The 22,100-nt window shown below is 68.0% G+C and carries 17 protein-coding genes, 1 tRNA gene and 4 pseudogenes; 13 read left to right on the top strand and 9 right to left on the bottom strand.

From position 1 onward, the window contains the following. Positions 1-363: 363 nt before the first annotated feature. Both ABZX90_RS13085 and ABZX90_RS13080 read left to right on the top strand, forming a co-directional pair. Positions 364-603, top strand: a pseudogene (locus tag ABZX90_RS13085) (conjugal transfer protein TraS); the annotation flags it as partial. Further along, a pseudogene (locus ABZX90_RS13080) lies at positions 604-999 on the top strand (site-specific integrase); the annotation flags it as partial. Between the two features lie 788 nt (positions 1,000-1,787). Here ABZX90_RS13080 and ABZX90_RS13075 read toward each other — a convergent pair. Further along, complete coding sequence (locus ABZX90_RS13075) at positions 1,788-2,138, bottom strand: hypothetical protein (RefSeq protein WP_351134994.1); 351 nt, start codon at positions 2,136-2,138, stop codon at positions 1,788-1,790. A gap of 337 nt (positions 2,139-2,475) precedes the next feature. Next, positions 2,476-2,634 carry a hypothetical protein gene (locus ABZX90_RS13070; RefSeq protein WP_355204331.1) on the bottom strand — a complete coding sequence of 53 codons (159 nt, stop codon included), beginning with the start codon at positions 2,632-2,634 and terminating at the stop codon, positions 2,476-2,478. A gap of 1,032 nt (positions 2,635-3,666) precedes the next feature. On the opposite strand from ABZX90_RS13070, the gene ABZX90_RS13065 reads away from it, so the two are divergent. From ABZX90_RS13065 to ABZX90_RS13050, 4 genes are all read left to right on the top strand, one after another. After that, positions 3,667-4,437, top strand: a complete 771-nt coding sequence (locus ABZX90_RS13065; protein ID WP_355204329.1) for a calcium-binding protein — start codon at positions 3,667-3,669, stop codon at positions 4,435-4,437. A gap of 1,052 nt (positions 4,438-5,489) precedes the next feature. Further along, the gene (locus ABZX90_RS13060; protein ID WP_355204327.1) at positions 5,490-6,743 is read left to right on the top strand and encodes a hypothetical protein; all 1,254 of its coding nucleotides are present in this window, start codon (positions 5,490-5,492) and stop codon (positions 6,741-6,743) included. A gap of 76 nt (positions 6,744-6,819) precedes the next feature. Beyond that, a complete protein-coding gene (locus tag ABZX90_RS13055) occupies positions 6,820-7,107 on the top strand; it encodes a hypothetical protein (protein ID WP_351134985.1) in 288 nt (95 codons plus the stop codon). A gap of 592 nt (positions 7,108-7,699) precedes the next feature. Then, the gene (locus ABZX90_RS13050) at positions 7,700-10,231 is read left to right on the top strand and encodes a VCBS repeat-containing protein (RefSeq protein WP_355204324.1); all 2,532 of its coding nucleotides are present in this window, start codon (positions 7,700-7,702) and stop codon (positions 10,229-10,231) included. Positions 10,232-10,549: 318 nt separating this feature from the next. On the opposite strand, the gene ABZX90_RS13045 is transcribed toward ABZX90_RS13050, so the two are convergent. The 3 genes and pseudogenes from ABZX90_RS13045 to ABZX90_RS13035 all read right to left on the bottom strand — a co-directional run. Continuing rightward, the gene (locus ABZX90_RS13045) at positions 10,550-11,170 is read right to left on the bottom strand and encodes a hypothetical protein (RefSeq protein ID WP_355204321.1); all 621 of its coding nucleotides are present in this window, start codon (positions 11,168-11,170) and stop codon (positions 10,550-10,552) included. 129 nt (positions 11,171-11,299) lie between these two features. Then, a complete protein-coding gene (locus ABZX90_RS13040) occupies positions 11,300-11,578 on the bottom strand; it encodes a hypothetical protein (RefSeq protein WP_355204318.1) in 279 nt (92 codons plus the stop codon). A gap of 64 nt (positions 11,579-11,642) precedes the next feature. After that, a pseudogene (locus tag ABZX90_RS13035) lies at positions 11,643-11,774 on the bottom strand (IS110 family transposase); the annotation flags it as partial. A 164-nt stretch (positions 11,775-11,938) separates the two neighbouring features. On the opposite strand from ABZX90_RS13035, the gene ABZX90_RS13030 reads away from it, so the two are divergent. Together ABZX90_RS13030 and ABZX90_RS13025 are read left to right on the top strand one after the other, a co-directional pair. Continuing rightward, a complete protein-coding gene (locus ABZX90_RS13030; protein WP_355204315.1) occupies positions 11,939-12,436 on the top strand; it encodes an integrase core domain-containing protein in 498 nt (165 codons plus the stop codon). Between the two features lie 28 nt (positions 12,437-12,464). Beyond that, positions 12,465-12,713 (top strand): annotated as a pseudogene (locus ABZX90_RS13025) (hypothetical protein); the annotation flags it as partial. Between the two features lie 89 nt (positions 12,714-12,802). On the opposite strand, the gene ABZX90_RS13020 reads toward ABZX90_RS13025, so the two are convergent. Next, a tRNA-Gly gene (locus ABZX90_RS13020) sits at positions 12,803-12,876 on the bottom strand. A 601-nt stretch (positions 12,877-13,477) separates the two neighbouring features. On the opposite strand from ABZX90_RS13020, the gene dcd reads away from it, so the two are divergent. The 5 genes from dcd (at position 13,478) to ABZX90_RS12995 (ending at position 17,246) form a co-directional block, all read left to right on the top strand. Continuing rightward, complete coding sequence (gene dcd / locus ABZX90_RS13015) at positions 13,478-14,053, top strand: dCTP deaminase (protein WP_351128951.1); 576 nt, start codon at positions 13,478-13,480, stop codon at positions 14,051-14,053. Positions 14,054-14,063: 10 nt separating this feature from the next. Further along, positions 14,064-14,573 carry a phosphoribosyltransferase gene (locus ABZX90_RS13010; protein ID WP_351128953.1) on the top strand — a complete coding sequence of 170 codons (510 nt, stop codon included), beginning with the start codon at positions 14,064-14,066 and terminating at the stop codon, positions 14,571-14,573. A gap of 437 nt (positions 14,574-15,010) precedes the next feature. After that, positions 15,011-15,544, top strand: a complete 534-nt coding sequence (locus tag ABZX90_RS13005; protein WP_355204311.1) for a SpaA isopeptide-forming pilin-related protein — start codon at positions 15,011-15,013, stop codon at positions 15,542-15,544. Positions 15,545-15,954: 410 nt separating this feature from the next. Next, positions 15,955-16,530: a SigE family RNA polymerase sigma factor gene (locus ABZX90_RS13000; RefSeq protein WP_355204308.1), complete on the top strand. Its 576-nt coding sequence runs from the start codon at positions 15,955-15,957 to the stop codon at positions 16,528-16,530. Beyond that, positions 16,527-17,246 (top strand): hypothetical protein, encoded by a 720-nt coding sequence (locus ABZX90_RS12995; protein ID WP_355204305.1) that lies wholly within the window; start codon positions 16,527-16,529, stop codon positions 17,244-17,246. The genes ABZX90_RS13000 and ABZX90_RS12995 overlap by 4 nt, the downstream gene beginning before the upstream one ends. A gap of 138 nt (positions 17,247-17,384) precedes the next feature. Here the strand turns inward: ABZX90_RS12995 and ABZX90_RS12990 are convergent, their stop codons facing one another. From ABZX90_RS12990 to ABZX90_RS12980, 3 genes are all read right to left on the bottom strand, one after another. After that, complete coding sequence (locus ABZX90_RS12990; protein ID WP_355204302.1) at positions 17,385-18,410, bottom strand: Yip1 family protein; 1,026 nt, start codon at positions 18,408-18,410, stop codon at positions 17,385-17,387. A 370-nt stretch (positions 18,411-18,780) separates the two neighbouring features. Continuing rightward, positions 18,781-20,274 (bottom strand): FG-GAP and VCBS repeat-containing protein, encoded by a 1,494-nt coding sequence (locus ABZX90_RS12985; RefSeq protein ID WP_355204299.1) that lies wholly within the window; start codon positions 20,272-20,274, stop codon positions 18,781-18,783. Between the two features lie 353 nt (positions 20,275-20,627). Beyond that, positions 20,628-21,983: an FG-GAP and VCBS repeat-containing protein gene (locus ABZX90_RS12980; RefSeq protein WP_355204296.1), complete on the bottom strand. Its 1,356-nt coding sequence runs from the start codon at positions 21,981-21,983 to the stop codon at positions 20,628-20,630. Positions 21,984-22,100: the final 117 nt, after the last annotated feature.

Here is a 22,100-nt window from a genome sequence, read left to right as displayed (position 1 = left end):
TCAGCACAAACGGACCCTGACCAGGTAAATCGGTCAGGGTCCGTTCTCGTGCCCGGTGTCCGCCGGCGCCCGTGACTCCCCGCTGCTTCCCGACTGAACGGGCACAGTAGGGGCACGTCGACTTCAGCCGGCCACGGAGTTGAGGTAACTGCCTGGGTCCGTTAATTCACTGCCCACAGAGGTGCTGAATACCGTTCCGGTTGCCTGTTGAGGAGGAGTTGGCGCAGGCCATCGCGCTGAGAGCCCTTGAGGTTCAGGGCTTCGGTGAGACGCCGGAACGTCGTGTGGGTGACTCCGCGGCTTTGGGCCTCGGTCTCGAACCGAATGAGCTTGGACAGGGCTGACTCGGGGTCGAGGTCGGTCAGAGACTGGCTCTTGAGCCAAGCGGCCTTCGGGCGGGCCGCGGGCATCTACCTGGAGATCTGCGGGCAGCGTTTCGGCGCCGAGCTGGGCAAGGGCGCGACCATGCTGCGCGCTCAACTCAGCGGACGCGTCTGCCACCGCGTCAACGACGAGGCCTCGGCAAAGATGGCCCTTGGCGACATCGCCCCTGAAGCGGTCGCCGTCGCCTCCTCCCTCCCGGCGGAACGGCCGGGCCTGGCCAACCCGTGCCGGATCAAGGGCGGCGGCAAACAAGGCCGTCGAGCGGCGCATCGCGACGGTCCCCCAGGTCGACGCTCTCGCCAATGCCGTCGGGATGCGATGGCGGCTCATGGTCTACCTCGGCGCCTACGGCCCAATGCGGCCGGAAGAGCTGGCCGGCCTCCGTCGTCGAGACGTCGACCTCGACACCCTGCGCATTCGCGTTCGCCTCGCCGAGCCCGGAACGGATGAACGGGCGTCGTGTGCAGGGCGACACCAAGTCCGCGGCGGGTACCCGGACGGTCGTCCTCCCTGCGTTCCTCCACCGAGAGCCGCGCTGGCATCTGGAGTCGTACGCCGAGTCGGGGCCGGACGGTCTGATCTTCGTCGGGGAAGGGATCCCCCTTCCGCCGGACTCGACGCGACCGTCCGCAGGGCGCGCCACGAGGTGCAGGAAGCTGCTGCCGTGCCAGTAGAGGACCTGCCAGCAGAGAACACCGATGATCCAGACGATCAGCGTTCTGGCACGGATCTGGCACGCGGCGAGTGATCGCAGCGGACAGCAAAAAGGCCCGGGTCGATGACCTGGGCCTCTGTCATGGAGCGGGTGACGAGAATCGAACTCGCACTCTCAGCTTGGGAAGCTGCGGTCACTTGGGGTGGTTCGGCCTGTGATCTGGGCGAACGGCGCGGGCGCGGCCTGCTCGGGCTTGGCTGTTTTCACCGTGATTCCTCGCTGTTCCCCGCTCGATCTGGTGCGCCTGTGGTGCGCACCTGCGTCATCCCCGCTTCGGCCGTGCCTATCGCTTCTGCGCCCTGTAGTGCTTCATCAGCGCAGCGATCCGTGCAGGGTCCGTCTGGTCGTTCAGCTCGGCCACGAGATCGTCAGGACACAACTCGTAGAGGTCCCCCCACCATCGACCGCAACGAGTTGATCGCCATCAAGCAGGCAGAGCTGACCTCGGCCGGCCAACTCCACCGGTAGCCGGAGAGTTCCATCGGGTGTGGATCGCGGAGCGCACTGGACAAGCACTTTAGGAGCGAGGTTGGGCCATCACTGGCGTGACCAGCAGACTCGCTACCTTGTGCCGAGTCGGGCGGTATGCACCCTCGCGCACCCCGATTCCCCGTGAGTCCCCGCCTGTTCTGGCACGGATGTGGCACGCCATCGTGCTCGGCTCCTGCTCGCTCATCCGGCCAGCCGGCTACGTGGTTGCCGCGCGGAAGAGGTCCAGGAGGGCCTGGGCTGGCGGGGTGTCCGCGTCGAAGAACTGCGTGGCCAGCGCGGCTGGCACTGCCGTTCCGTGCATGCGGACCTCGTGGCAACTGAAACAGAACGCCGCCTCGAATAGCGCCAGGTCGAGAGAGTCCTCGTACGCTCGGACACTCCAGCCTGGCGAGAAGCCGCAGCGGTGCTGTTCGCTGCAGGGCAGGTTCTCGATCAAGGTCAGGGCTTTGGCGGCCTCGCTCCCGGTCCAGTGGGCGACCGCCCTGCCGGGGTAGGGGGCACCCTTCTTGGTCGGCAGGGCGGAGATCCTCACGACCTCGAGCAGCACGGTGGACGCGACTACTTCGGGGGGAGCTGCATGTGCACAGCCTGCTCTTCTTACTGGCGGCCGGCTGAGGCATGCCGAGACCTGGGCAGAGCGCAACCCAGGCTTGCCGCTCCCCGCGCTTCCCCGCTGGAACCTGCGCGCAGTGGGCACAGTGCCCCTCGATGCGAACTACGGGCAGGACGGTCGTTGAGCTTTCTCGACCCGGTCACGGGGGCGGTAGCGGCCCTGGCAAGTCGCCTGCGGTCGACGTGGTTGCTGTACTTCGGTGCTGTATCGCACAGTCGCTGACCACCGCCTCAAGAGTTCGCTCCGAGCGGGGTGTGCGCTGCGTGACCGATCAATGGTCGACAACGGCGCCCAAGGCAAAGAACAGCATGCCGATGGCCCCCAAGAGGACAATCGGCGCGACGATGATCAACAGAATCACTCCGAGGGTGCGCATAAGGCTTGTAGCGGCCTCATGTAGTGCGTCCTGCACGGGCTCTTGGTCGGTCATGGCCCCTCCTTGCCGGCACAGTACTGCGCGGTTGGTGGAGCGTGGCACGGGTGTGGCACGGCCGAGATCATGGCAAAGGGCCAGTTCGGGAGGATCAAGCCTCTGAACTGGCCCTTTATCGTGTGCCCCCGGCAGGATTCGAACCTGCGACACCCGCTTTAGGAGTTCGATCCCGCGCCTGCGTGGCCGCGGTTCAGCTCGTGCGCGGGTGCCATCGCCGGGTGCTGACCGCCGCGGCTGTTCGTGGTCGTTGATGTCAGCGTTGGATGTCAGCGGAACAGCTGCGGCGCTGGGCAGACCTCCCATGGCCCGTCCGGCCGGTCGGCCCAGCGCCACCAGACGTGTCGGTCGGCGCACTTTCATAGCGACCGACAGGTCCGCTGGCCATCGTCCTCCCGCTCGGAGAGCACGAGGCCACCGGATCGCATGGGCTGGCTGCACTCAGGGCAGACCGGAACGCCGTCGCTCATGCGACGCACCTTAGCGACGCGACTGCTTCGTCCCGAAGCAACTTCGGTGGGGGCGCTGCCTTGGGCTGGTGCGGCCCTCACTTGTGGTGATCGTCTATTGGCGTCTGCGCTCGTCTGCTGCTGTTCGTCGGCGTTGTCACGCAGTTAGACACTCAGGGGCCACGGCAAGTCTCAGCCGGATGGCTTCCTGACTCGGGTTCGTGCTCGTTCCAGTCGTGCGATGAGGACGTCGGCCCCAGCCGTCCGGGGTCCCCCTTTAGTCAGCTCGTACACCCATGATCCGGAAATCTCGACGAGGGGGATCATCTGCGCGTACACCGTGCGGAACTGGGTGATTTTCTCGCAGATGGGTGTCTTGTTGCTCGTAAGAACCACATACCAGGCCGAGTGCTCAACAATTGCTTGGAGGTCGGAGTAGCCGACCCGTTGGTCAAACGGTGGGGCCACGGCCGAGTCGGGCCGACCTGAGGTGTCCGTACAACCATTTCCCCAGGTAGAGGGTCTTGTGCACGCCCGGACTCCAAGCGCGGAGCTCCGGCTCACCTGTCGCCTCTGGAGAACCATGCACATCCGTACGGCCGCGGCCGCCACCGCCGGCAGCCTGGCGCTGCTCACCTTCCTCGCGCCTACCGCGCAGGCGGACACCCACAGGGGCGACATCGCCTTCACGTCGGTGACCTTCAGCAAGACCACCCTCAACGTCGGCATCAGCGAGGTCCAGAAGCTGACCGCCTCCGCCACGCTGAAGGACAACTCCGGCATCAAGACCCTCATGGGGCTCAAACTGGTGAGCCCCGACGGTCACATCCAGTTCGCGAAGTCGTCGACGTGCACGCGCCCGACGTCGACGACCATGAAGTGCACCTGGTCGTACAGCCTGGACCCTGACAGCGCTGACGACTACTTCGACCTTCGCAACAGCTCGGCCGGCACCTGGCACCTCGACGCGGAGGCCGGCGCCTACGACGGTGACTTCTACACGCTCGACAGCAGCGTCACGATGAAGATCAAGCGCTATGCCAAACTGACGACGACCCAGGCAACGCCCGAACCGGTAGCCAAGGGTAAAACGCTGACGGTGACCGGCGCCCTGACCCGGGCCGACTGGAATACCAACACCTATGTCGGCTTCGCCGCCCAGAAGGTTGCCCTCCAGTTCAAGAAGTCCGGCGCCTCGACGTACACCACCGTCAAAACGGTGACCACCGACAGCACGGGCAGGCTGAAGACGACGATCACGGCGAATGCCTCCGGCACCTGGCGCTGGCACTTCGCGGGAACGGGGACGACGAGCTCTGCGACGGCCGCAGGCGACAGCGTTGCGTTGAAGTAAACCCATTCTCGGACCAGCCGGAACGGGCACGGCAGGCCACCCCAGGGGACAGCCTTCGGTCGTCCTTTTGCCCCAGTTGGCGCCCGTCCCGCTTAATGGCCTGGGCTGCGAAGAACCCCCGGGTGATCGACCTGGGGGTTTCGCATGGAGCAACTGACCAGAATCGCACTTGCACTCTCAGTTTGGGAAGCTTGGGTTCTCTGATTGCGAGAGCTCAACTGACCTGCGGCGGAGCGGTGTCGGCGCATGGTGGGCGGTCGCTTGTTTTCCGCTGTTCCCCTTGGTTCCCCGCACCATCTGGCACGCATCTGGCACGTGAGCCCTCGGACGCGGCCCCGCGGTCGTTGGGCAGGTGCTTAGAAGGCGCTTGAGCGCACCCCTGGATGAGTAGGCCTGACCTGGCTGTTTCCGGATCGGAATCCGCACGATCGGTGACTTCGACATGCGTTCGACCGGCGAGGAAGCGGCCCGCAGGCGAAGCACCGTAAGCAGCGTGTCGTCCGGTCCGCCACGCCACACCCTCCGGTCACACCCGTGGCCGTGAGGCCCGAAGAGCGCGGTCGGCACCACTGACCCCGGTCAGATGCCCTCGCCACGCGTCGTGGCGGGGGCATCGGGTCGGGTTCAAGATCCCCGACAGAGTCGCCACTGGCAGTACGACCTGCAGGGAGACGAACGGCCCTGGGACACGTGGGAGCGGTGGGAGGGCAAGGAGGTGCCCTACGCCGAGCTGGCCACCTGGCTGGCCCGCCACGCCCCCACCCGTCTCCAGACCCACGGTGCTCCTGGCGAACTGCTCCAGCGCATACGCCTGCTGGGCAGATCCGCATAGGCCCGCCTACAGGTACTGAGGTCATCAGGCAGGGGCCTGTGTTGCTCGTGTGACGTATGCGCACGCAACCCCGCTGTACCTACTGAGCAATCGTATGGGACAGCCTCGCTGCCGTGGAGTCCATGGCAGCCCTGGAAGGGATACACGAGTGGCACCTCAGGCAGCACGTCACCGGCGTTCGACAAAGCGCCGCCTCATCGGCGCAGGCGCCGTGGCGACCGTGGCCGGAATCGCGCTCACCGCGACGCTCGTAGTGAACGCCGACGCCGCGTGGACGTCCACGTGGAATGTCACCGCGTCCGGCTGGTCCGGCCAGGACGACCCCCAGGTCTCCATCGACCGCTCGGGCGATGCGCTGCTCGCATGGGCGGCCATGGACAATGCGAACAGCTCCTACTTTCGGGTACAGACCCGGGTGAAGTATGCAAACGGCACCCTGGGTGCGACCCGCACCCTGTCCCCGGACGGCCGCGCCATCAGCTGGGTGCAGGCCGACTCCGATGACACCGGCGACTCGTCGGTGGTGTGGCAGCAGGACAGCACCGTCGTCGGCCGCCGGGTCGCGTCCTCCGGCAGCCTCGTCGGCTCGCTGCAGATGCTCTCCACCCCCGGGTCGCCCGCAACCACGCCCTCGGTAGCCGTGACGCCCGGCGGCAGCTCGATGGTGGCGTGGACGGAGATCCGCGACGGCAGCTGGTACGCGGTGGCCCGTCGACTGAAGCTCGACGGCACGCTTGGCGCGGTGCACACACTCGGCTCGGGCTCGGCGGAGCCGCCGGCCATCGGAGTGGACCGCAATGGTCAGTTCGTCGTCGCCTGGGTACGCGGCTCCGAGGTGGTGGCCAAGCGGATGACCGCGACCTCGATCTCCGCGGCGAAGGTGCTCACCACGCCGATCGCGGCGTACGGCGGCTTCGGCATGGTTCGGGTCGGCGTGGACCGGGACGGCGACGCGGTGATCAGCTACCGTTCCGGCGGCGGCGACCGCTCGCAGGTCTGGGCCTCGCGCTGGAGCCACACCGGCACGCTGTCGAACCCGCTGCGTATTTCGACATCCATGGAGAACGTGGACTTCCACCACACCCTTGGGACGGACCTGGACGGCGACTCGATGATCGTGTGGGTACGCAACAACGCCGGCAAGCGCGAGCTGTACGGCCGCAAACTCTCCGCCGGCGGCACCCTCGGCGCCATCACGTCGCTGGGCGCCGGCGACCGCCCCGACCTCGCCCTGGACGACGACGGCGACGGCATGCTGGTGTCGCAGACCACCACGGCCATCTCCACGCCGCCGTACAGCGTCACGAAGGCCACCGCCCGGCTGATCAGCCGCTCCGGCACCTTCGGCAGCGCGAAGACGCTCACGACGGACGGCCGTGTGCCACAGGTCGCAGCGCGTCCGACGGCCGTGTTCACGACCACGTGGCAGCAAGAGTCGTACCCGTACACGATCAAGGCGATGACTGGTCCTTGATCTGTCTTGGTCGACGCTGCCGACAGCGGAGTCCGAACCATCCCTGTGCGCCCTGCCGCTGACCCTGCGCCCCTTCGTGGACAACCCCAACGCGCGAGGGCTGGGGGCCCAGACGCTCAAAGTGGGCCGTATGCCGTCCTGGGCGCAAGACCCCGAGTTCTACCGGTGCGCGTGTGGCGCCGATCTGGTGTACCTCTGCGAGGTACCGGAGGGCATGGAATTCGCCGTCCACCCAGGCCAACCAGAGCAGCCCTACAGCATCGGCGCCGACACCTACGGGCTCTTCCTCGGTAACGAGGTCTATCTGCTGGCTTGCCCGGCCCACTGCGACCCGGCTGCAGTCTGGCCGGTGAACCAGAACTGAACGGCGCCTAGTACGCGCAGCGAGCCTGCCCACGTGATCGACGGAGTCAATGGGCGAGTCCAGCCCGGGAGCGATCTTGAAAACCGTCGTGGCGCGAGTCACCGTGGGTTCAAATCCCACACCCACCGCGCAGGTCGAAGGCCCCTGACCAGAAACATCGGTCAGGGGCCTTCGCCGTGCAGGTTGCCTGTTGGTGACCGCAGTTCCCCGTGAGTTCCCGGCCTACCGGGCACGGATGGGGCACGGGTGCCTTCTGATCCGTAGCTATGAGTAGATCGGTCGGTGGCGGTCATGCTGGTCGCGCTACGGCCTTCCGAGGACTCTGCCGGACAGAGCCGGTTGCCGTGGTTGCTGTACCTCGCTGCTGTACCGGGGCCTTGTAGTCCCAAAGCCTTGGGCAAGGTACAGCCCCAGGGCCAAAGGCGCCGCCTTCCGCTCTCTTCCTGCGGTGAGCGACGGAGAACGACGCCCCCGACCCATGAACCGCGCATCGAAGGACCCGCCCTGGCCTGCGGCGATTGCGGCAGCCGCTGATAGCATCCGCGCACTTGTGCGAGGGGCGCACGTTCCTTCGTAGGGAGGGGAAAACCACGTGGGCCTTCCTGTCCTCAGACGCGGCCGTCTGGTTACGGCAGCCATCGTCGCGGCGCTCGCCGTCGGCGGGGTCACCGTCTACCCGCTGATCACGGCAGCACCGAGCAGCGCCGCGACGCTCGCCCCCTGGGGTACAGCGACATCGATCACCGGCACCGAGGTCAGCGCCTCGGTAAAGGAACTCGTCACTGCAGCCGACGGCTCGGCCGTGGCCGTCTGGAATCAGTTCGCCGGTGTCAACAGCAACGAGCGGAAGCTATACGCCGCCGTACGCTCGGCGGGCAGCGATACCTGGGAAACTCCAGTACTGCTGGCAACGACTCCGACCGAAGGCGGAGGCGTCAAACTGCACGCCTCCGCGGACGGCACGGTCACCGCCCTGTGGGTGGAGTTTCCCAACGAGACCTCGCCGGGTGCGGGTGAGTTGAATGTCCGGCTCGTCAGCTCCGTACTGCCGGCCGACCGCTCCGCCTGGTCCGCCCCCGTCGAACTCGTGGGTACCGACGCGGCCTGGACTGACGGCGGCATCGACCTCGCTGAGGCGTCCGACGGCTCACTCACCGCGGTCTGGGGGACCAGGGCGACAGCCACCAGCAAGCTGGAGGTCAGCACCGCAACCCGAGGCCCGGGCAGCACCTGGTCCGAGCCCGAGCAGATCAGTACCGCCGTGGCGGACGGGGCCAGCATGGCCGCAGACCCGAGCGTGGCCGTCGCCGCCGACGGCACAACCGTCGTCGTCTACGCGCAGCGGGCAGGCGAGACCGCCTCGCTGCGCACGGTCACCAGGGCGGCCGGGTCCACCGCGTGGACGGCTCCGTCTGTGGTGGCTGGCACGTATCAGTCGGTTTCCCGGCCCGAACTGGCGGCTGCGGACGACGGCTCGCTGACCCTTGCCTGGGCGGGGCACACCGACGAGTCGGAGCCGACGCCCATCTATACCTCCACCCGCGCCGCTTCGGGCGGCACCTGGTCGGCCGCCCAGGCAGTGGCCAGCACGGACAACCTGGCTGACACACCCGAGCCGCTGATCGCTCCGAACGGCGAGATAACCCTCGTCTGGGTCGACTACACCACCACCTTCGCAACCCGCACCGCTACCCGCGGCACCAACGGAACCTGGTCGGCCGTACGGACCCTGTCGACCGGTTACGTGCCCGAGCAGTACGACGTCGCCATCGGCGACGACGGCACCGTCCACGCCCTGTGGACCCAGATGGGTGGTGGCGGGCGCGTCCTGATGGAGTCTGCCCGCAGCGACGGCGCGTGGACCACCGCCACCCAGCTCCCGGGCTCCGCCAACGCCTACGTCCGCGGCCAGGTCTCCGCCGGACCAGACGGCAGCGCAACCGCCGTCTGGTCCGGCGCCACCAGCGGCAGCAGCGTCGACCGGCTCTACGGGACCCGGACTGCCTGGCCCGCGCTCGCCGTCAGCGGATCCGACGTCCCAGCGACCACCGCCCTCAGGGGCACCACTGCCTCCAGTAAGGCCTGGGCGCCGGTCTGGCAGCTCAGCCGGCCCATATCGTCGTGGTCGCTGACCCTGACCGACGTGGCGGGTAGGACCGTGCGGACCCTTACGGGCACTGCCGACGGGTTGAAGGTCGCGGCGAACTGGAACGGCCGTACCAGCAGCGGAGGTTATGCCCCCAACGGATCGCTTACCTGGACACTGCGCGCGACCCAGGTGGGCGCGACCATTGCGGTGAAGTTGGCCTCCGGCATGGTTACCGTCACCGGCGGCGCCGCCGTGGCTCATGACTTCAGCGGCACCTCAGCCACCCCCGACGGCACCGGTGATCTACTCACCCTCAATTCCTCGGGCGCTCTGACGTATCAGCTGGGCAAGCGTGCCACCGGAACGTTCTCCGGGAAGGTCAGCGGCAGCGGTTGGGCCACCTCCGTCAAGGTTGTGCCTATGGGGGACCTCAGCGGTGACCGCTGCAACGACGTTCTCGTGCGCCTGAGCAGCGGCTCGCTGCGCCTCTACAAGCCGGGCTGCGGCAAGGCCGTCACCCCGACGACGTCGTACACCTCGCTCGGCACGGGCTGGGACCAGTACAACGTCCTCACCTCGCCTGGGGACATCTCGGGCGACGGCCGGCCCGACCTGATCGCCCGCAGTTCCTCCACGGGAGCCGTCTACCTCTACAAGGGGACGAGCTCCGGCACCCTGTCCGCGCGCGTGAAGCTGTCCGCAGACTGGTCCGGCTACAAGAAGGTCGTCGGTGTCGGGGACCTGAACGGCGACGGGATCGGCGATCTCCTCGCCCAGACAGGCTCCAACGACCTGTACCGCTACAACGGCACAGGCGCCGGCACGTTCAAGACCCGCGTGAAGGTGTTCAGCGCCTGGGGCAGCTCGTACAACGCGGTCGTCGGCGTCGGCGACATCACCGGCGACGGTAAGGCCGACCTCGTCTCGTGCGACAGCGCTGGCAACGTCTACCGGAACAACGGCGACGGCAAGGGATCGTTCGGATCCCGTGCGCAGATCGCCACGGGCTGGTCCGGCTACAAGTCCCTTTCCTGACGGCCGCACACCCGCAGGGCGCCCGGGACCCACGGTCCCGGGCGCCTTGGAGCGAGGTTAGGGGACCCTAGGCGTGACCTGGGAATCCCGGCCTTGGGCAGCGCGGGGCGGTGCGCACCCTGGCGAACCTCGGTTCCCGTGAGTCCCCGTCCGTTCTGGCACGGAAGTGGCACGCCTAGCGGCCCCTCGAAGCGAACTACCGGCATTGCGGTCGCTGAGGTCTCTTGGGCAGGTCGAGCGGTTTCTAAGGACCAGCGGTGAGTGCCTACGGTTGGTGGGGTTGCTGTACTTCTCTGCTGTACTGCAGTCCTTCAGGCCCTAGCTGAACTGTGGCGGGCCGATGACAGTCTGGCCGATTTGCTCGGCCAACCACGATGCATGCCGTTCTTCGTACCCGTGACCGTTTCCGCGGCGGACGTGGACGAGGACGGTGTGCCCGTTGGACCACTCGTCCAGCTCGCGGGTGGAGGCGTTGAACAGCACAGTGACTACGGCATGCTTGTAATCCGCGTACAGATCGCGTTCCGGAACTTCCGGCCACGCGAGGCTGTCCCAGCGGATCTCTGCCACGTACTTGCTGGCGACCGCTGTGAAGGTGTCCTCGATGCTTCCTACGGGCTGATCCAGCATCGAAGCCCACAGCGGCAGATGCGTGGACAGGAAGGCGGCGTCCATGGGCAGCTGCGGAGCGTGAACTCCAATGTGCAGACCAGTTGGGTCACTTTGATCCCGGACCCAGTCGTCGACGTCCTCTTTCCTGAACCACGCGTCGGGCATTGCGCTCAAGACATGTAGGACGTCCGCCACTCTGGGGAGCTCGACATCCACGCACACCCTCGCGTGCTCCTGGTCACCCACGCTGAGCAACTGACGGGCCACGAGCAGTGCGAGTGCGGGATCTGGAGTGTGGAAGACGGGATACGCGACGTCAACGGACATGCGTGCACCCTGCCACAACGATCAGCGGGCGAAGATCGGTTCTTCTGCAGGTGCGAGTGGGCGCTGCTCCCACGCGGTCGGTGGAGTCTTAATGGCTGAGTCAAGAGGCTCCACCGGTCGGCGGCGCTGTCAGGCGTCGTGGTCGGCAGCCTCTTCGAGCAGGTCCATGGCGTCGTTGTGGAAGCGGCGTTCGGTGTCGCGGCATGGGGCGTTGAAGAAGGCTCGTTGGGCTTCGGCAAGATCGCAGTTCAGCAGGCCCATGGTCACGAGCACGGCTTCCACGCCGTGACACCCGTTGTCGCTGAGGAACTGCTGGAGGGTGTCCGTGTCGCCGGTGGCCTCCCAGACGGGCCGGGCGGTTTCCTGCATGGCAGTGATGCGCGCTGATCGTTCTGCGTCGAAGCCCACCGGACCCACCTTCCTGGTTTGGCCCGCAGGCTATCCCCAGGCAGGCGGGCAGCGATGGCCCGTTTCAGGCGGCTTGAGCGACGGGTGGATGGAGGGTGAAGGCTCTGCCGTCGCGCAAGAGCGCCCAGAGGACATCGACACGTCGGCGGGCGAGGGCGATGACGGCCTGGACGTGCTTGCATCCCTGGGCCCGCTTCGGCGCCATACGCCGGACTTGCTGATGGTGACGTCGTGGTACCGCTTGCCTGGACGCGGTGGCCGGGCAGTTGCTTCTCGTACCGCTTCCACCGGCGGTCGTGACGCTTGTAGCGCTGCGAGGCCGGCAGGCGGCCCATGTCCAGGCGGTTGAGGATGATCGACGTGAAATTCATCGAACCGCTCGCCTCGATGCCCCAGGGCCGCCGCGGCGGACGCAACAAGTACTTCCAGTTCACCGCAATCGACGACTGCACCCGCCTGCGCGTCCTGCGGATCTATCCGACCTTGAACCAGGCCACCGCGATCCAGTTCCTCGACTACGTCATCCAACGCCTGCCGTTCCAGGTCGAGGTCATCCAGACCGACAATGGCGCCGAGTTCCAGTCCGTCTTCCACTGGCACGTCCTCGACAAGGGCATCGCCCACGCCTACATCAAGCCCCGCACCCCGCGGCTGAACGGCAAGGTCGAACGCTCCCACCGCATCGACGCCGAAGAGTTCTACCGGCTCTTCGACGGCGTCATCATCGACGACGCCGAGGTCTTCAACGACAAACTGCGCGAGTGGGAGGACTACTACAACTACCATCGCCCCCACGGCGACCTCGGCGGCCAGACACCCTACGAACGCCTCAAGCAGAAGACCACGACCCAGGCGTAATCGGTGATCGTCAGTTGCACAGCTCGCGGAAGGCTTCCGCTTCTACGACCTTCGTCACACCGGCCACACGCTCTCGACCCGTTCGGGAGCCACCCTCAAGGACACGATGGTCCGCGCCGGCCAGTCCTCCGAGAAGGCGGCGCTGATCTATCAACACTCCGACACCGAGCGGCAACGGGACGTGGCGGCCGGGCTGGACGACATGGTCCGTGCGGAGCGTGCGAAGCGTCACGGTGACGACCGGGCGCACCACAAGGAGGAGCCCACTGGCAGCTAGCCGGTCCTTATGGTGCGGATGTGGTGCGCGCACTCCCCACTGGTCTGGACAACAAAGAACCCCCGGGTCGTCGACCTGGGGGTTTCACATGGAGCGGGTGACGAGAATCGAACTCGCACTCTCAGCTTGGGAAGCTGATGTTCTACCACTAAACTACACCCGCGTAAGACGCCGGTTGAGCCGGTGCCGAATGCTCGCTCACTCTACCTCATGCCCGGCCCCCGGCGTCGAAGCCGTGGGGCCCGCTCGTGTTGCGGAGGGTGGATGCGGCTGCGGGGGGCGGGAGTTGAGGCGTACGGTAGGGGCGTTGAAGAGGGCCCTGGCGGGACCGGAGTGCCGCCTGGAGAGCCGTCCCTTTCATCCCGTAATGTGGCTTTCGTTGTCAGGGCATCAGCCTGACGCGGCTCTTGGGGAAGGGACTCTGGGACTTGATGGAGCGCACCGTCGTCCGTTGTGCCGAGGGGCACGTGTTCAGCACCGCTTCGTTCCCGATGCAGCAGGCCGAGCGGCTCGGCCCCGGCCGGCTGCTCCGGTGTCCACGCTGTGCCCGGCTCCGCAGTGTGGTGCCGGTGGCTTTGGAGAAGCGGTGACGGCGTAACGGAGCAGGAGTGGCGCCGCAGCAGTGACACAGAGCCGTGGCGCCGTAGCAGTGGTGGAGAAACAGGGGCCCAGCAGTACGGGCGCCGGGGCAGTGACGGAGTAGTACGGGCGCGCGGTGTCGTCACGATTGTGGTGGCTCCGCGCGCCTTGCGTATCCTCAGGGCGTGCTTCTCTCAGACAAGGACATCCGGGCCGAGATCGACGCCGGGCGGGTCCGGATCGATCCTTACGACGAATCCATGGTGCAGCCGTCGAGCATCGACGTGCGGCTCGACCGCTACTTCCGGGTGTTCGAGAATCACCGCTACCCCCACATCGATCCCGCGGTCGAGCAGGCGGACCTCACGCGGCTCGTCGAGCCCGAGGGTGACGAGCCGTTCATCCTCCACCCCGGAGAGTTCGTCCTCGCCAGTACGTACGAGGTCATCTCGCTGCCCGACGACCTAGCCTCGCGGCTTGAGGGCAAGAGTTCGCTGGGGCGGCTGGGACTGGTCACGCACTCCACCGCCGGGTTCATCGACCCCGGGTTCTCCGGGCACGTGACCCTTGAGCTGTCCAACCTCGCGACCCTGCCCATCAAGCTGTGGCCCGGGATGAAGATCGGCCAGCTGTGCATGTTCCGGCTCAGCTCGCCGGCCGAGTTCCCGTACGGCAGTGACCGGTACGGCTCCCGGTACCAGGGCCAGCGCGGTCCGACCGCCTCGCGGTCCTTCCTGAACTTCCACCGCACCCAGGTCTGAGGCGACGAGCATGTCTCCCGTGCGCGAGAACCTCAGCTACGAAGGGTTCGGCGTCGCCGTGCGCGAACTCGCCCAGACCATCGCGGACGACGGGTACGAGCCCGACATCGTGCTGTCCATCGCCCGTGGCGGCGTCTTCGTCGCGGGCGGGCTCGCCTATGCCCTGGACTGCAAGAACATCCACCTCGTGAACGTCGAGTTCTATACGGGGGTGGGGACGACGCTGGAGATGCCGGTCATGCTCGCTCCGGTCCCCAACGCGATCGACTTCTCCGACAAGAAGGTCCTGATCACCGACGACGTCGCCGACACGGGCAAGACGCTCAAGCTCGTGCACGACTTCTGCGTCGACGCCGTCGCCGAGGTCCGCAGCGCCGTGATCTACGAGAAGACCCAGTCGCTCGTGAAATGCGAGTACGTGTGGAAGCGGACCGACGAGTGGATCAACTTCCCGTGGAGTGTTCTGCCTGCAGTACATAGGTCGGGAGAAGCCGCTAAGTCGAACAAGGAAGCGGTCTGAGCTGCGAGTACCCCGTAGTTCAAGGGAGAGCCCCTCGATAGATCATCGAGGGGCTCTCGTGCTGCTCAGGAACGCTGCTGACCTTCTGATCCGTAGCAGTACGTCCGAGTGATCGTCTGAGCGGAATGGCGCAGTGCAGGAGTGTCGTCATCTCGCAGACCACAGCCGTGCCGATCATGTCACGAGATGGAAGCACCGGAGCAGGCAGCGGATGGAGTCTCATGACACCAAGTCAATTCCTTCGCCGGTTGGGCGGGTGGCGTCCCTGGATCATTGGAATGGCGACGGCAGTTCTGCTGGCTGCGACGCCCTCATACGCTGCGGCCGCCGAGGCGGGCGCAGTCGCCCCGTATCTCCCCGGCGCCACCGGGGAACCCATAAGGGGTGCCGCCCAGTGCCCGGGTGGTGGACCGGCCGGAAACCGGAGTTCGGCCACCGTGTCGGCCTCCGGCTTCGGCGGCCGGTTCGTCGCCAAGCCATCGCCGACACTTGCCGGCTCTTCCGGCGGGGGCTACGGCCAGGAGTGCCCGCCGCCCCCCTGCACCGGCCGTCCGTCCGACGGCGATGGCCCCGGCGCGCGCACCGGCGATGTAACGGTGGTAAAGGAGGACTCGGACACCGGCAACCCGATTGCCGGTGCCACTTTCGAACTATGGTCCGAGACCAACGGCATCCAGGGCCTCCAGACCAGTGGCACCCAGCCGGACACGCAGATCGGCGACCCCTGCACCACCGGTGCCGACGGATCGTGCAGCCGCACCGTGATGTTGGGCACCTATTACTGGCGCGAGACTTCGGCTCCGCCCGGGTACGACCTGCCGGCGAACCCGGTTTTCGGCCCGCTGGTGCTCACGCAGGAGAACGCCGATACCGGTGTCATCGTTAGTGCCGAAAACACCGCAAGCGCCGTGCCCCCGGTCTCGCCCCGGACGACGGCAAGCACACAAGGGCCGCGTCGAGCCATCCGGTAAGCAATCTTGAAACCGCCGTGGCAGCGATGTCACTGTGGGTTCAAATCCCACTCCCACCGCACAGTGAAACGGCCCCTGACCAGGTAAATCAGTCAGGGGCCGTTCTGTGGGTAGCTGCCCGTGAGGGGCCGCTGTTCCCCGGGTTTCCCGTTGGGTCGACCACGGGGGACTGTGGACGTTGACTTTTGAGTGGGGTGGAGGGCGTCTGGTCGTCGGTGCCCGCCTCATGCTGACGCCCTGTCCGATGTCTGCGGAAACGTGGCTCTTCGGGGCGACAGGACCGGGCCGCATGAACCGTCACGACGTTTCGCGCGAGGGGCCTGACAGCGTCGTGGTGGAGAAAGTCTGACTGGCAGGGCAGTCGAACCCCCTTCCGTACCCGTCTTTACGGGGGAACGAGGGAGGGCACAATGAACGCCGACGACGAACGCCAGTTCCGCGAGTTCGTGGCGGCGCGGTCGAGATCGCTGCTGCACACGGCCTACCTGCTGACCGGGGACTGGGAGCAGGGCCGCGACCTGCTCCAGACCGCGCTTGCCTCCACCGCTCGGCGTTGGTCGCAGCTGCGCGACCGGCAGCAGCCGGAGATCTATGTGCGCCGGGCGATCTACCACGCCCAGGTGGACCGCTTCCGACTGCTCAGCTGGGGACGGGAGACGGTCACCGACACCCTGCCGGACCAGCCGTCCGCGCAGGCCACCGACTGGGCTGACACCGTGGTCCAGCGGCAGGACATCATGGCCGCGCTGCGGCGGCTGCCCAAGCGCCAGCGTGCGGTGATCGTTCTGCGCTACTTCGAGGACCGGCCGGACGCCGAGATTGCCGCGATTCTGGGCGTCGCCCAGGGGACGGTCCGCAGCCAGACCCACAAGGCCCTCGCCTCCCTCCGCACCACCTTGGCCGAGGCAGGGCCGTCGGCCCCCGCCGCCCCCACCGCCCCCGCCGCCTCCTCCTCCGCTGCCTCCGGAAGGGGCGTGATCGCATGAACGACTCGACCGAACACCCGCTGCACGAAACCTTGCTGCACGACGCCTTGCACGCTCATGTCCGGGAGGGTGGCGGTGATGCCGCCGGTCCCTATCTGGTCGGCCTGGCTGACGGCGCATTGCAGGTCGCCCGGCGGCGGCAGCGGCTGACCCGCGCCGGGGTCGGCATCGCGGCCGCCGCCGTGGTCGCCGCCGCCTGGGTGGCCGTCGCGGACGACGGCGCGACCCGGCACGCGCACGAGGTTCAGCCTGCCGCGGAGGGCACGGGGAACGGCGAGGAGGTCGCCCTGATGTCCATCCTGCCGGTCACCTCGTCCACGGAGCACGCCTGCACCCATGGCAGCGGCGGCTACACCGTGCACGCGAGCACGACCCACCCGGCGTTCTGCATCCACGCCGACCGGGCCAGGGGCATGACCGACGTCCGTGTCACCTCCGCAAAGGCTGAAAAAAGCACCCTCGACGGCACCTGGAAGGTCGAGGTGACCCTCAGCTCCGCCGACCGGACCCGTTTCGCCGCCCTCACCGGCTCCATCGCCGCGGCCCCGTCCCCTCGCAACGGATTCGCCATCGTCATCGACGGCAAGCTCTGGGCCAACCCCGCCGTGACCTCCTCGCTCACCGGAGGCCGTGTCGAAATCGTCGGAGCCTTCGTCGGGGACCTCACCAGCGCCGACGCCCACGACCTCGCCCTCCGGCTGGACACCGGCAGGTGACGGACACTGATCCAGTTCATCGGCGCACGGGGTAGCCGTGGTCGGCGGTGGTCGAACCGGGCGTGGGAGAACGCGAGAGGGGCTCCCGGTGATGTGCCGGGAGCCCCTCTCATCTGTGCGGGTGAAGCGCGAGGGCCGCTAGAACGTGCCCAGCTTGATGATCGACAGGATGGCGATCAGCTGAATGGCTGACGCGGCGAGGGCCTTCGGCCACGGGAGGTCGTGGGACTTGCCGACCATCAGGGTCAGCAGGGCGCCCGCGGCGACCCAGGTGAGCCAGCCGAGGAGCTTGACGAACGACGCGTCGCCGCCGAAGAACATGGCGACGAGCAGACGCGGGGTGTCCGTGATGGACATGATCAGCATGGAGAGGCCGACCGTCGGCTGCCAGGCGCCGTCGCCGCCGAGCTGGCGGGCCAGGGTGTGGGTGACCACGCCCAGGATGAACGTGCTGATGACGATGGCGACGGCGGTCGTCAGGACGATCGGGACGGCGTTGGAGAGGGTCGCGCTGATGGCGTCCTCGCGGGCGCCGTCGAAGCCGAAGACCGCCAGCAGCCCGTAGAGGAACGTCACGATGAGGGCCGGGGCCCACATCGTGTAGTCGCGCATCTGGAGGAAGGTCCTGTTCGGGGCCGTCACGATGCCCTTGAGCAGGTCCTTCCAGTGCAGCCGGGGGCCGACCGGCGGAGCCGCCGCCGCGCCCGCGCGGTAGGTGTCGCCCTGGTTGTAGGGGTCGTCGCCGATCGAGAACGCCTGGGTATGGCCAGGGCTGTTCGCGGCGTACGGGTCCGGGCCCTGCTGCGGGTGACCGTCACCGAAGTACTCCGGCTCGCCGTGTCCGCCCCCGCCGCCGTGTCCGCCGCCCTGGGGCCAGCCGCCCTGCTGTCCGCCGTACGGCTGCTGTCCCCCGTACTGCGGCTGCGCCGGCGCGGGCGGATAGCCGTACGGCTGTTGCCCGCCTCCCTGAGGGGGCTGCTGCCCCCGTCCCTGGGGGGACTGCCCGTACGACGGTTGTTGTTGCGGTCGCGCTTGCGGGGCACGGTTGTCCCGGCCGCCGCGTCCGATCCTGAATCCAGCCACGTTATCGAACGTACCTGGTCCCGAAGAGTGACGTGCCGGGGCCGGGGCAACGGGCCCGGCATTGGGGCCGAGCTGTGACATCCCCTAAGGGGTTCTCCGGACTGCCCCTACGGGAGGGCCGGGAGCACCCGGGCGACGCCTCTGGGCAGGGGGAAGTTGGGGACACGCCGGGCCCGCGAGCGGTACGGGCCCGGCGTGTGAGGAGAGGGGCCGCTGGGGGAAGGCGGCCCCTTCGGGGCGAGTGGTCCCGGTCGCCGTACGAACGTACGCGCGAACATTCGCGCGAACCTCCGTCCGAAGGGCGGCCGGGATCGGCCGGTGCGAGGGACCGGGATCGGCCGACTCGGGTGATCGTGCTCAGCCCGTACGGGCGATGGTGCTCAGCCGCGGGGAGTCGTGATCGTGCTCAGCCGGTGGGAGTGATGCCGCCCGTCCGACCGGAGCGGCGGCATCAGTCGGCGAAGACGGCGCCGAACTGCGGGGTGCCCGACGTCGAGACGCCCGACGTGCTCGGCGAGACGCTACGGGAGCCGGTCGTGGTGATCACGCTGCCGTTGGAGGGCAGGTAGGTGACCGCGCCGTTGCCGCTGTTCTCGTACGAGCCGACGATCAGGTCGGCCTTGCCGTCGCCGTTGACATCGTCGAGCTTGATGTCCGCGCCGAACAGGTCGCTCTTCTCGTCGGTGCCGGGGACACCCGCCGTGCTCTGCGAGAAGGCCTGCGCGCCGGAGGAGACGTTGACGCCGGTCGCGGAGCCGTACAGGACGGTGACCCTGCCGGTGTTGGAGACGCCGTCGACGTCCTCGTCCGGGGCGGAGACGACCAGGTCCTGGAAGCCGTCGCCGTTGATGTCGCCGAGGTCCAGCTCCCAGCCGAAGCCGTCGCCCTTCTCCGAGGTGCCGGGGACGCTGCCGGTGTTCTGGGTGATGCCGGATGTGCCGGCCGGGCCGGACGCGGAGCCGTAGGTGATGTTCACCTTGCCGCCGTCGGCGGCGTCCGGGACGGGCGTGCCGTCCTCGGTCTTGGCGTCCCAGCCCGCGCCGCTGACGATGTCGGCGTAGCCGTCGCCGTTGACGTCCCCGATGCCGGTGATCATGCCGGGCTTGAGGGCCTGCGCGGACGCGACGCTCAGGCCGCTCGCCGTGCCGGGCACGAAGTAGTTCGTGTTCCAGAAGTCGCCGGTCTGCGTCTCGAAGCCGTCGACGATCAGGTCGGTCCTGCCGTCGCCGTTCACGTCGCCCGCGGTCAGGCTGAGCGGGCCGTAGGGCGCGTCGTTGGTGCCCGTGTCGATCGGGGGCTTGATCGTCGTACGGCCGCCGGGGGTGCCGGCCGTGCTGAAGCCGCCCTTGTAGACGTAGATCGTGCTCGACGAGCTGCCGACGGCCAGATCGGCCTTTCCGTCGCCGTCGAAGTCGCCGGCGGCCAGGTCCTTGCCCCAGTAGTCGTGCGAGGAGGGGGACGGGTCCGGGACGCTGATGGCTTTGCCGGTGAGGCCGCTCGCGGAGCCCCAGAGGATGGCGAGGCCGCCGCCGTTGGTGTCGGTGCCGACCTTCTCCGACGGGGACGCGACGGCGAGGTCGTCGTATCCGTCGTTGTTGAAGTCGGCGTACGCCGACTCGACACCGAAGGCGTCCCCGGCCTCGGCGGTGCCCGGGACACCGCTGGTGTTCTGGCTGATCGTGGAGCGCTTGGCGGACGATACGCCGGTGGAGGTGCCGTAGAGGGCGACGATCTGCCCGGCGCCGGCGTGGCCGCCGACGTAGGCGCCGTGTGCCGAGAAGGCCACGTCGCCCTTGCCGTCGCCGTTGAAGTCGGCCTGCGGGACCGTGGCGGAGTCCGCGGCGCTCGCGGTCGCGGCCGAGAAGGTGAGCAGACCGCCCGTCAGCGCGGCAGCGGTGGCCGTCGCGAGGGCGAGTCGCACGTGGTGCGGGTGACGCTTGTGCATGCGGGATTCTCCTGCGGCATGCGGGGATGCTGGGCACGCATCCCCTGTCAATGGGAGCCGACCGTCTGTGTTTGCCTGGAGTTGTCCGGCGGTTCACTGACTGATCAGCGAACAGGAGACCGGCGAAGGTGGGTGAAGGTTGTACAAGAATTCGAAAAACGTTTGAGCTGGGTGGGATTCACGAGGCGGAGGGGGCGCGCCCGTGGAAGGACGCGCCCGTGGAAGAACGCGCCCCACCCACCCGTCCGGGCGCGAGTGCGCCGGGTGCCTCGGGCCCTGGCCCCGGCCCGAGGTGTCGGCCGTCGCGGCAGCCGCTGCCTCGGCCGCTGCTTCAGATGTAGCTGCCTCGGCCGCTACTTCAGCCGCCGGGGTACGCCGATGTCGTCCGGTGTGAAGAGCCGTGTCTTCTTGGGGTCGAACCCGTGTTCCGTGCCCCGCAATACCAGATAGGCGCCCTTCCGCTTCTCGTACAGCGGTGCGAAGACGACCGCGTCCGCGTGGCCGTCGCCGTCGACGTCGAGCAGCGGGGGACGGTGGCCGAAGACGTTCCAGTAGTGCGGATTCGGGGTGCCGGGCAGGCCGTCGGTCTCCGCGTCGATCGCCTGCTCGCCGTCGAGGGACTGCGCCCCGTCCGACCCGCCGGGCAGCAGCGTCACCTTGCCGTCGTGACCCCGGAAGGTCGGGGCGTTCACGACGACATCCGGTCTCCCGTCGCCGTTGACGTCGCCGACGGAGGGCGACGAGCCGAAGTCGGTGGGGTGCCGGTCGGCGGTGTCCGTGCTGCCGATCACGGTCCGCTCGCGGCCCGTGTCCAGACCGGACTTCGCCCCGTACAGGATCGTCAGGGCGCCCGTCGGGGTCGCGGTGAGCTGGGTGTGCACGAGCAGGTCGGGGAGGCCATCGCCGTCCGCGTCCCCGGTGGCCGGGATGTCGGGCACCGTCAGGCCCTCGATGGCCTTCTCCTGACGGGTGTCCCGCACAAGCCCCTGTTCGTCGCCCTCGTACACGCCGACCGAGTGCAGGTCGGTGGGCGCGTTGTCGTCGTCGTCGGAGTCGAAGGAGTAGGTGAGCACCACTTCGGCCCTGCCGTCGCCGTCGAAGTCGCCGGTGGTGGCCGAGGCGGTCGTGGCGTAGCCGTGCTGGCTGAGGTCGAGCACGGCCTGTCGGCTCGGTGACCCCTTGCGGTCGAAGGGGCCGTACAGGAGCAGGCCGCCGGCGCCCTTCTCGGTGGCGTCGGGGTCGGTCGAGCCGCCGTGGCCTCCGTCGAGCAGGTCCACGGAGCCGTCGCCGCCGAACAGCGCGAAGGACTCGCGTGCGTCCCCGTCCGCGCCGCGGCTGCCGACCAGGTCCGTGAAACCGTCGCCGTCGAGGTCGGTGCGCAGGGGCTCCGTGATGAACATCGCGTAGTTCTCGGTGCCGGCCGGAGTCCGTTGTGCCGTGGCGGCGTCGAGGCCCGAGCGCGATCCGTAGACCACGACCAGGTTCGCCGCGTACTTCTTGCGGTCCTTGGACTTCGACTCCACGACGTCCACGAAGTCGTCGTAGCCGTCACCGTTGAAGTCGCCGGGGTCGGGCTTTCCGGCGGCGGGCCTCGTGGTGCCTGGGCGGGAGGAGCGGTCGCCGGCGGAGGGCTCGTTGGCGCCGCACCCCGCGACCGCGAACAGCAGGGCACAACCCAGCACGGCGGCGGGTCGGCGGCGCGTACGCATGGTGGGCTCCAAAGGGGACTGGGGGATCGGACGACGACCAGGGGATCGGACGGGGACCAGGGGTTTCGGGGAGTGACTCCCGAGGCGTACGAAGGGTTGCCCGTCGTTCTACGTGCC

This window comes from Streptomyces sp. NPDC002935 (assembly GCF_040611295.1).
GTDB lineage: Bacteria > Actinomycetota > Actinomycetes > Streptomycetales > Streptomycetaceae > Streptomyces.
Note: the sequence above shows the minus strand (reverse complement) of the source record. Positions and strands in the feature narration are given on the sequence as shown.

Excerpts from the sequence above, each read along its gene's own strand:
- ABZX90_RS13070 (WP_355204331.1), bottom strand. The coding sequence starts at position 2,634 with ATGACCGACCAAGAGCCCGTGCAGGACGCACTACATGAGGCCGCTACA.
- ABZX90_RS13065 (WP_355204329.1), top strand. The coding sequence starts at position 3,667 with ATGCACATCCGTACGGCCGCGGCCGCCACCGCCGGCAGCCTGGCGCTG.
- ABZX90_RS13045 (WP_355204321.1), bottom strand. The coding sequence starts at position 11,170 with ATGTCCGTTGACGTCGCGTATCCCGTCTTCCACACTCCAGATCCCGCA.
- ABZX90_RS13010 (WP_351128953.1), top strand. The coding sequence starts at position 14,064 with ATGTCTCCCGTGCGCGAGAACCTCAGCTACGAAGGGTTCGGCGTCGCC.
- ABZX90_RS13000 (WP_355204308.1), top strand. The coding sequence starts at position 15,955 with ATGAACGCCGACGACGAACGCCAGTTCCGCGAGTTCGTGGCGGCGCGG.
- ABZX90_RS12995 (WP_355204305.1), top strand. The coding sequence starts at position 16,527 with ATGAACGACTCGACCGAACACCCGCTGCACGAAACCTTGCTGCACGAC.
- ABZX90_RS12990 (WP_355204302.1), bottom strand. The coding sequence starts at position 18,410 with ATGTCACAGCTCGGCCCCAATGCCGGGCCCGTTGCCCCGGCCCCGGCA.
- ABZX90_RS12985 (WP_355204299.1), bottom strand. The coding sequence starts at position 20,274 with ATGCACAAGCGTCACCCGCACCACGTGCGACTCGCCCTCGCGACGGCC.
- ABZX90_RS12980 (WP_355204296.1), bottom strand. The coding sequence starts at position 21,983 with ATGCGTACGCGCCGCCGACCCGCCGCCGTGCTGGGTTGTGCCCTGCTG.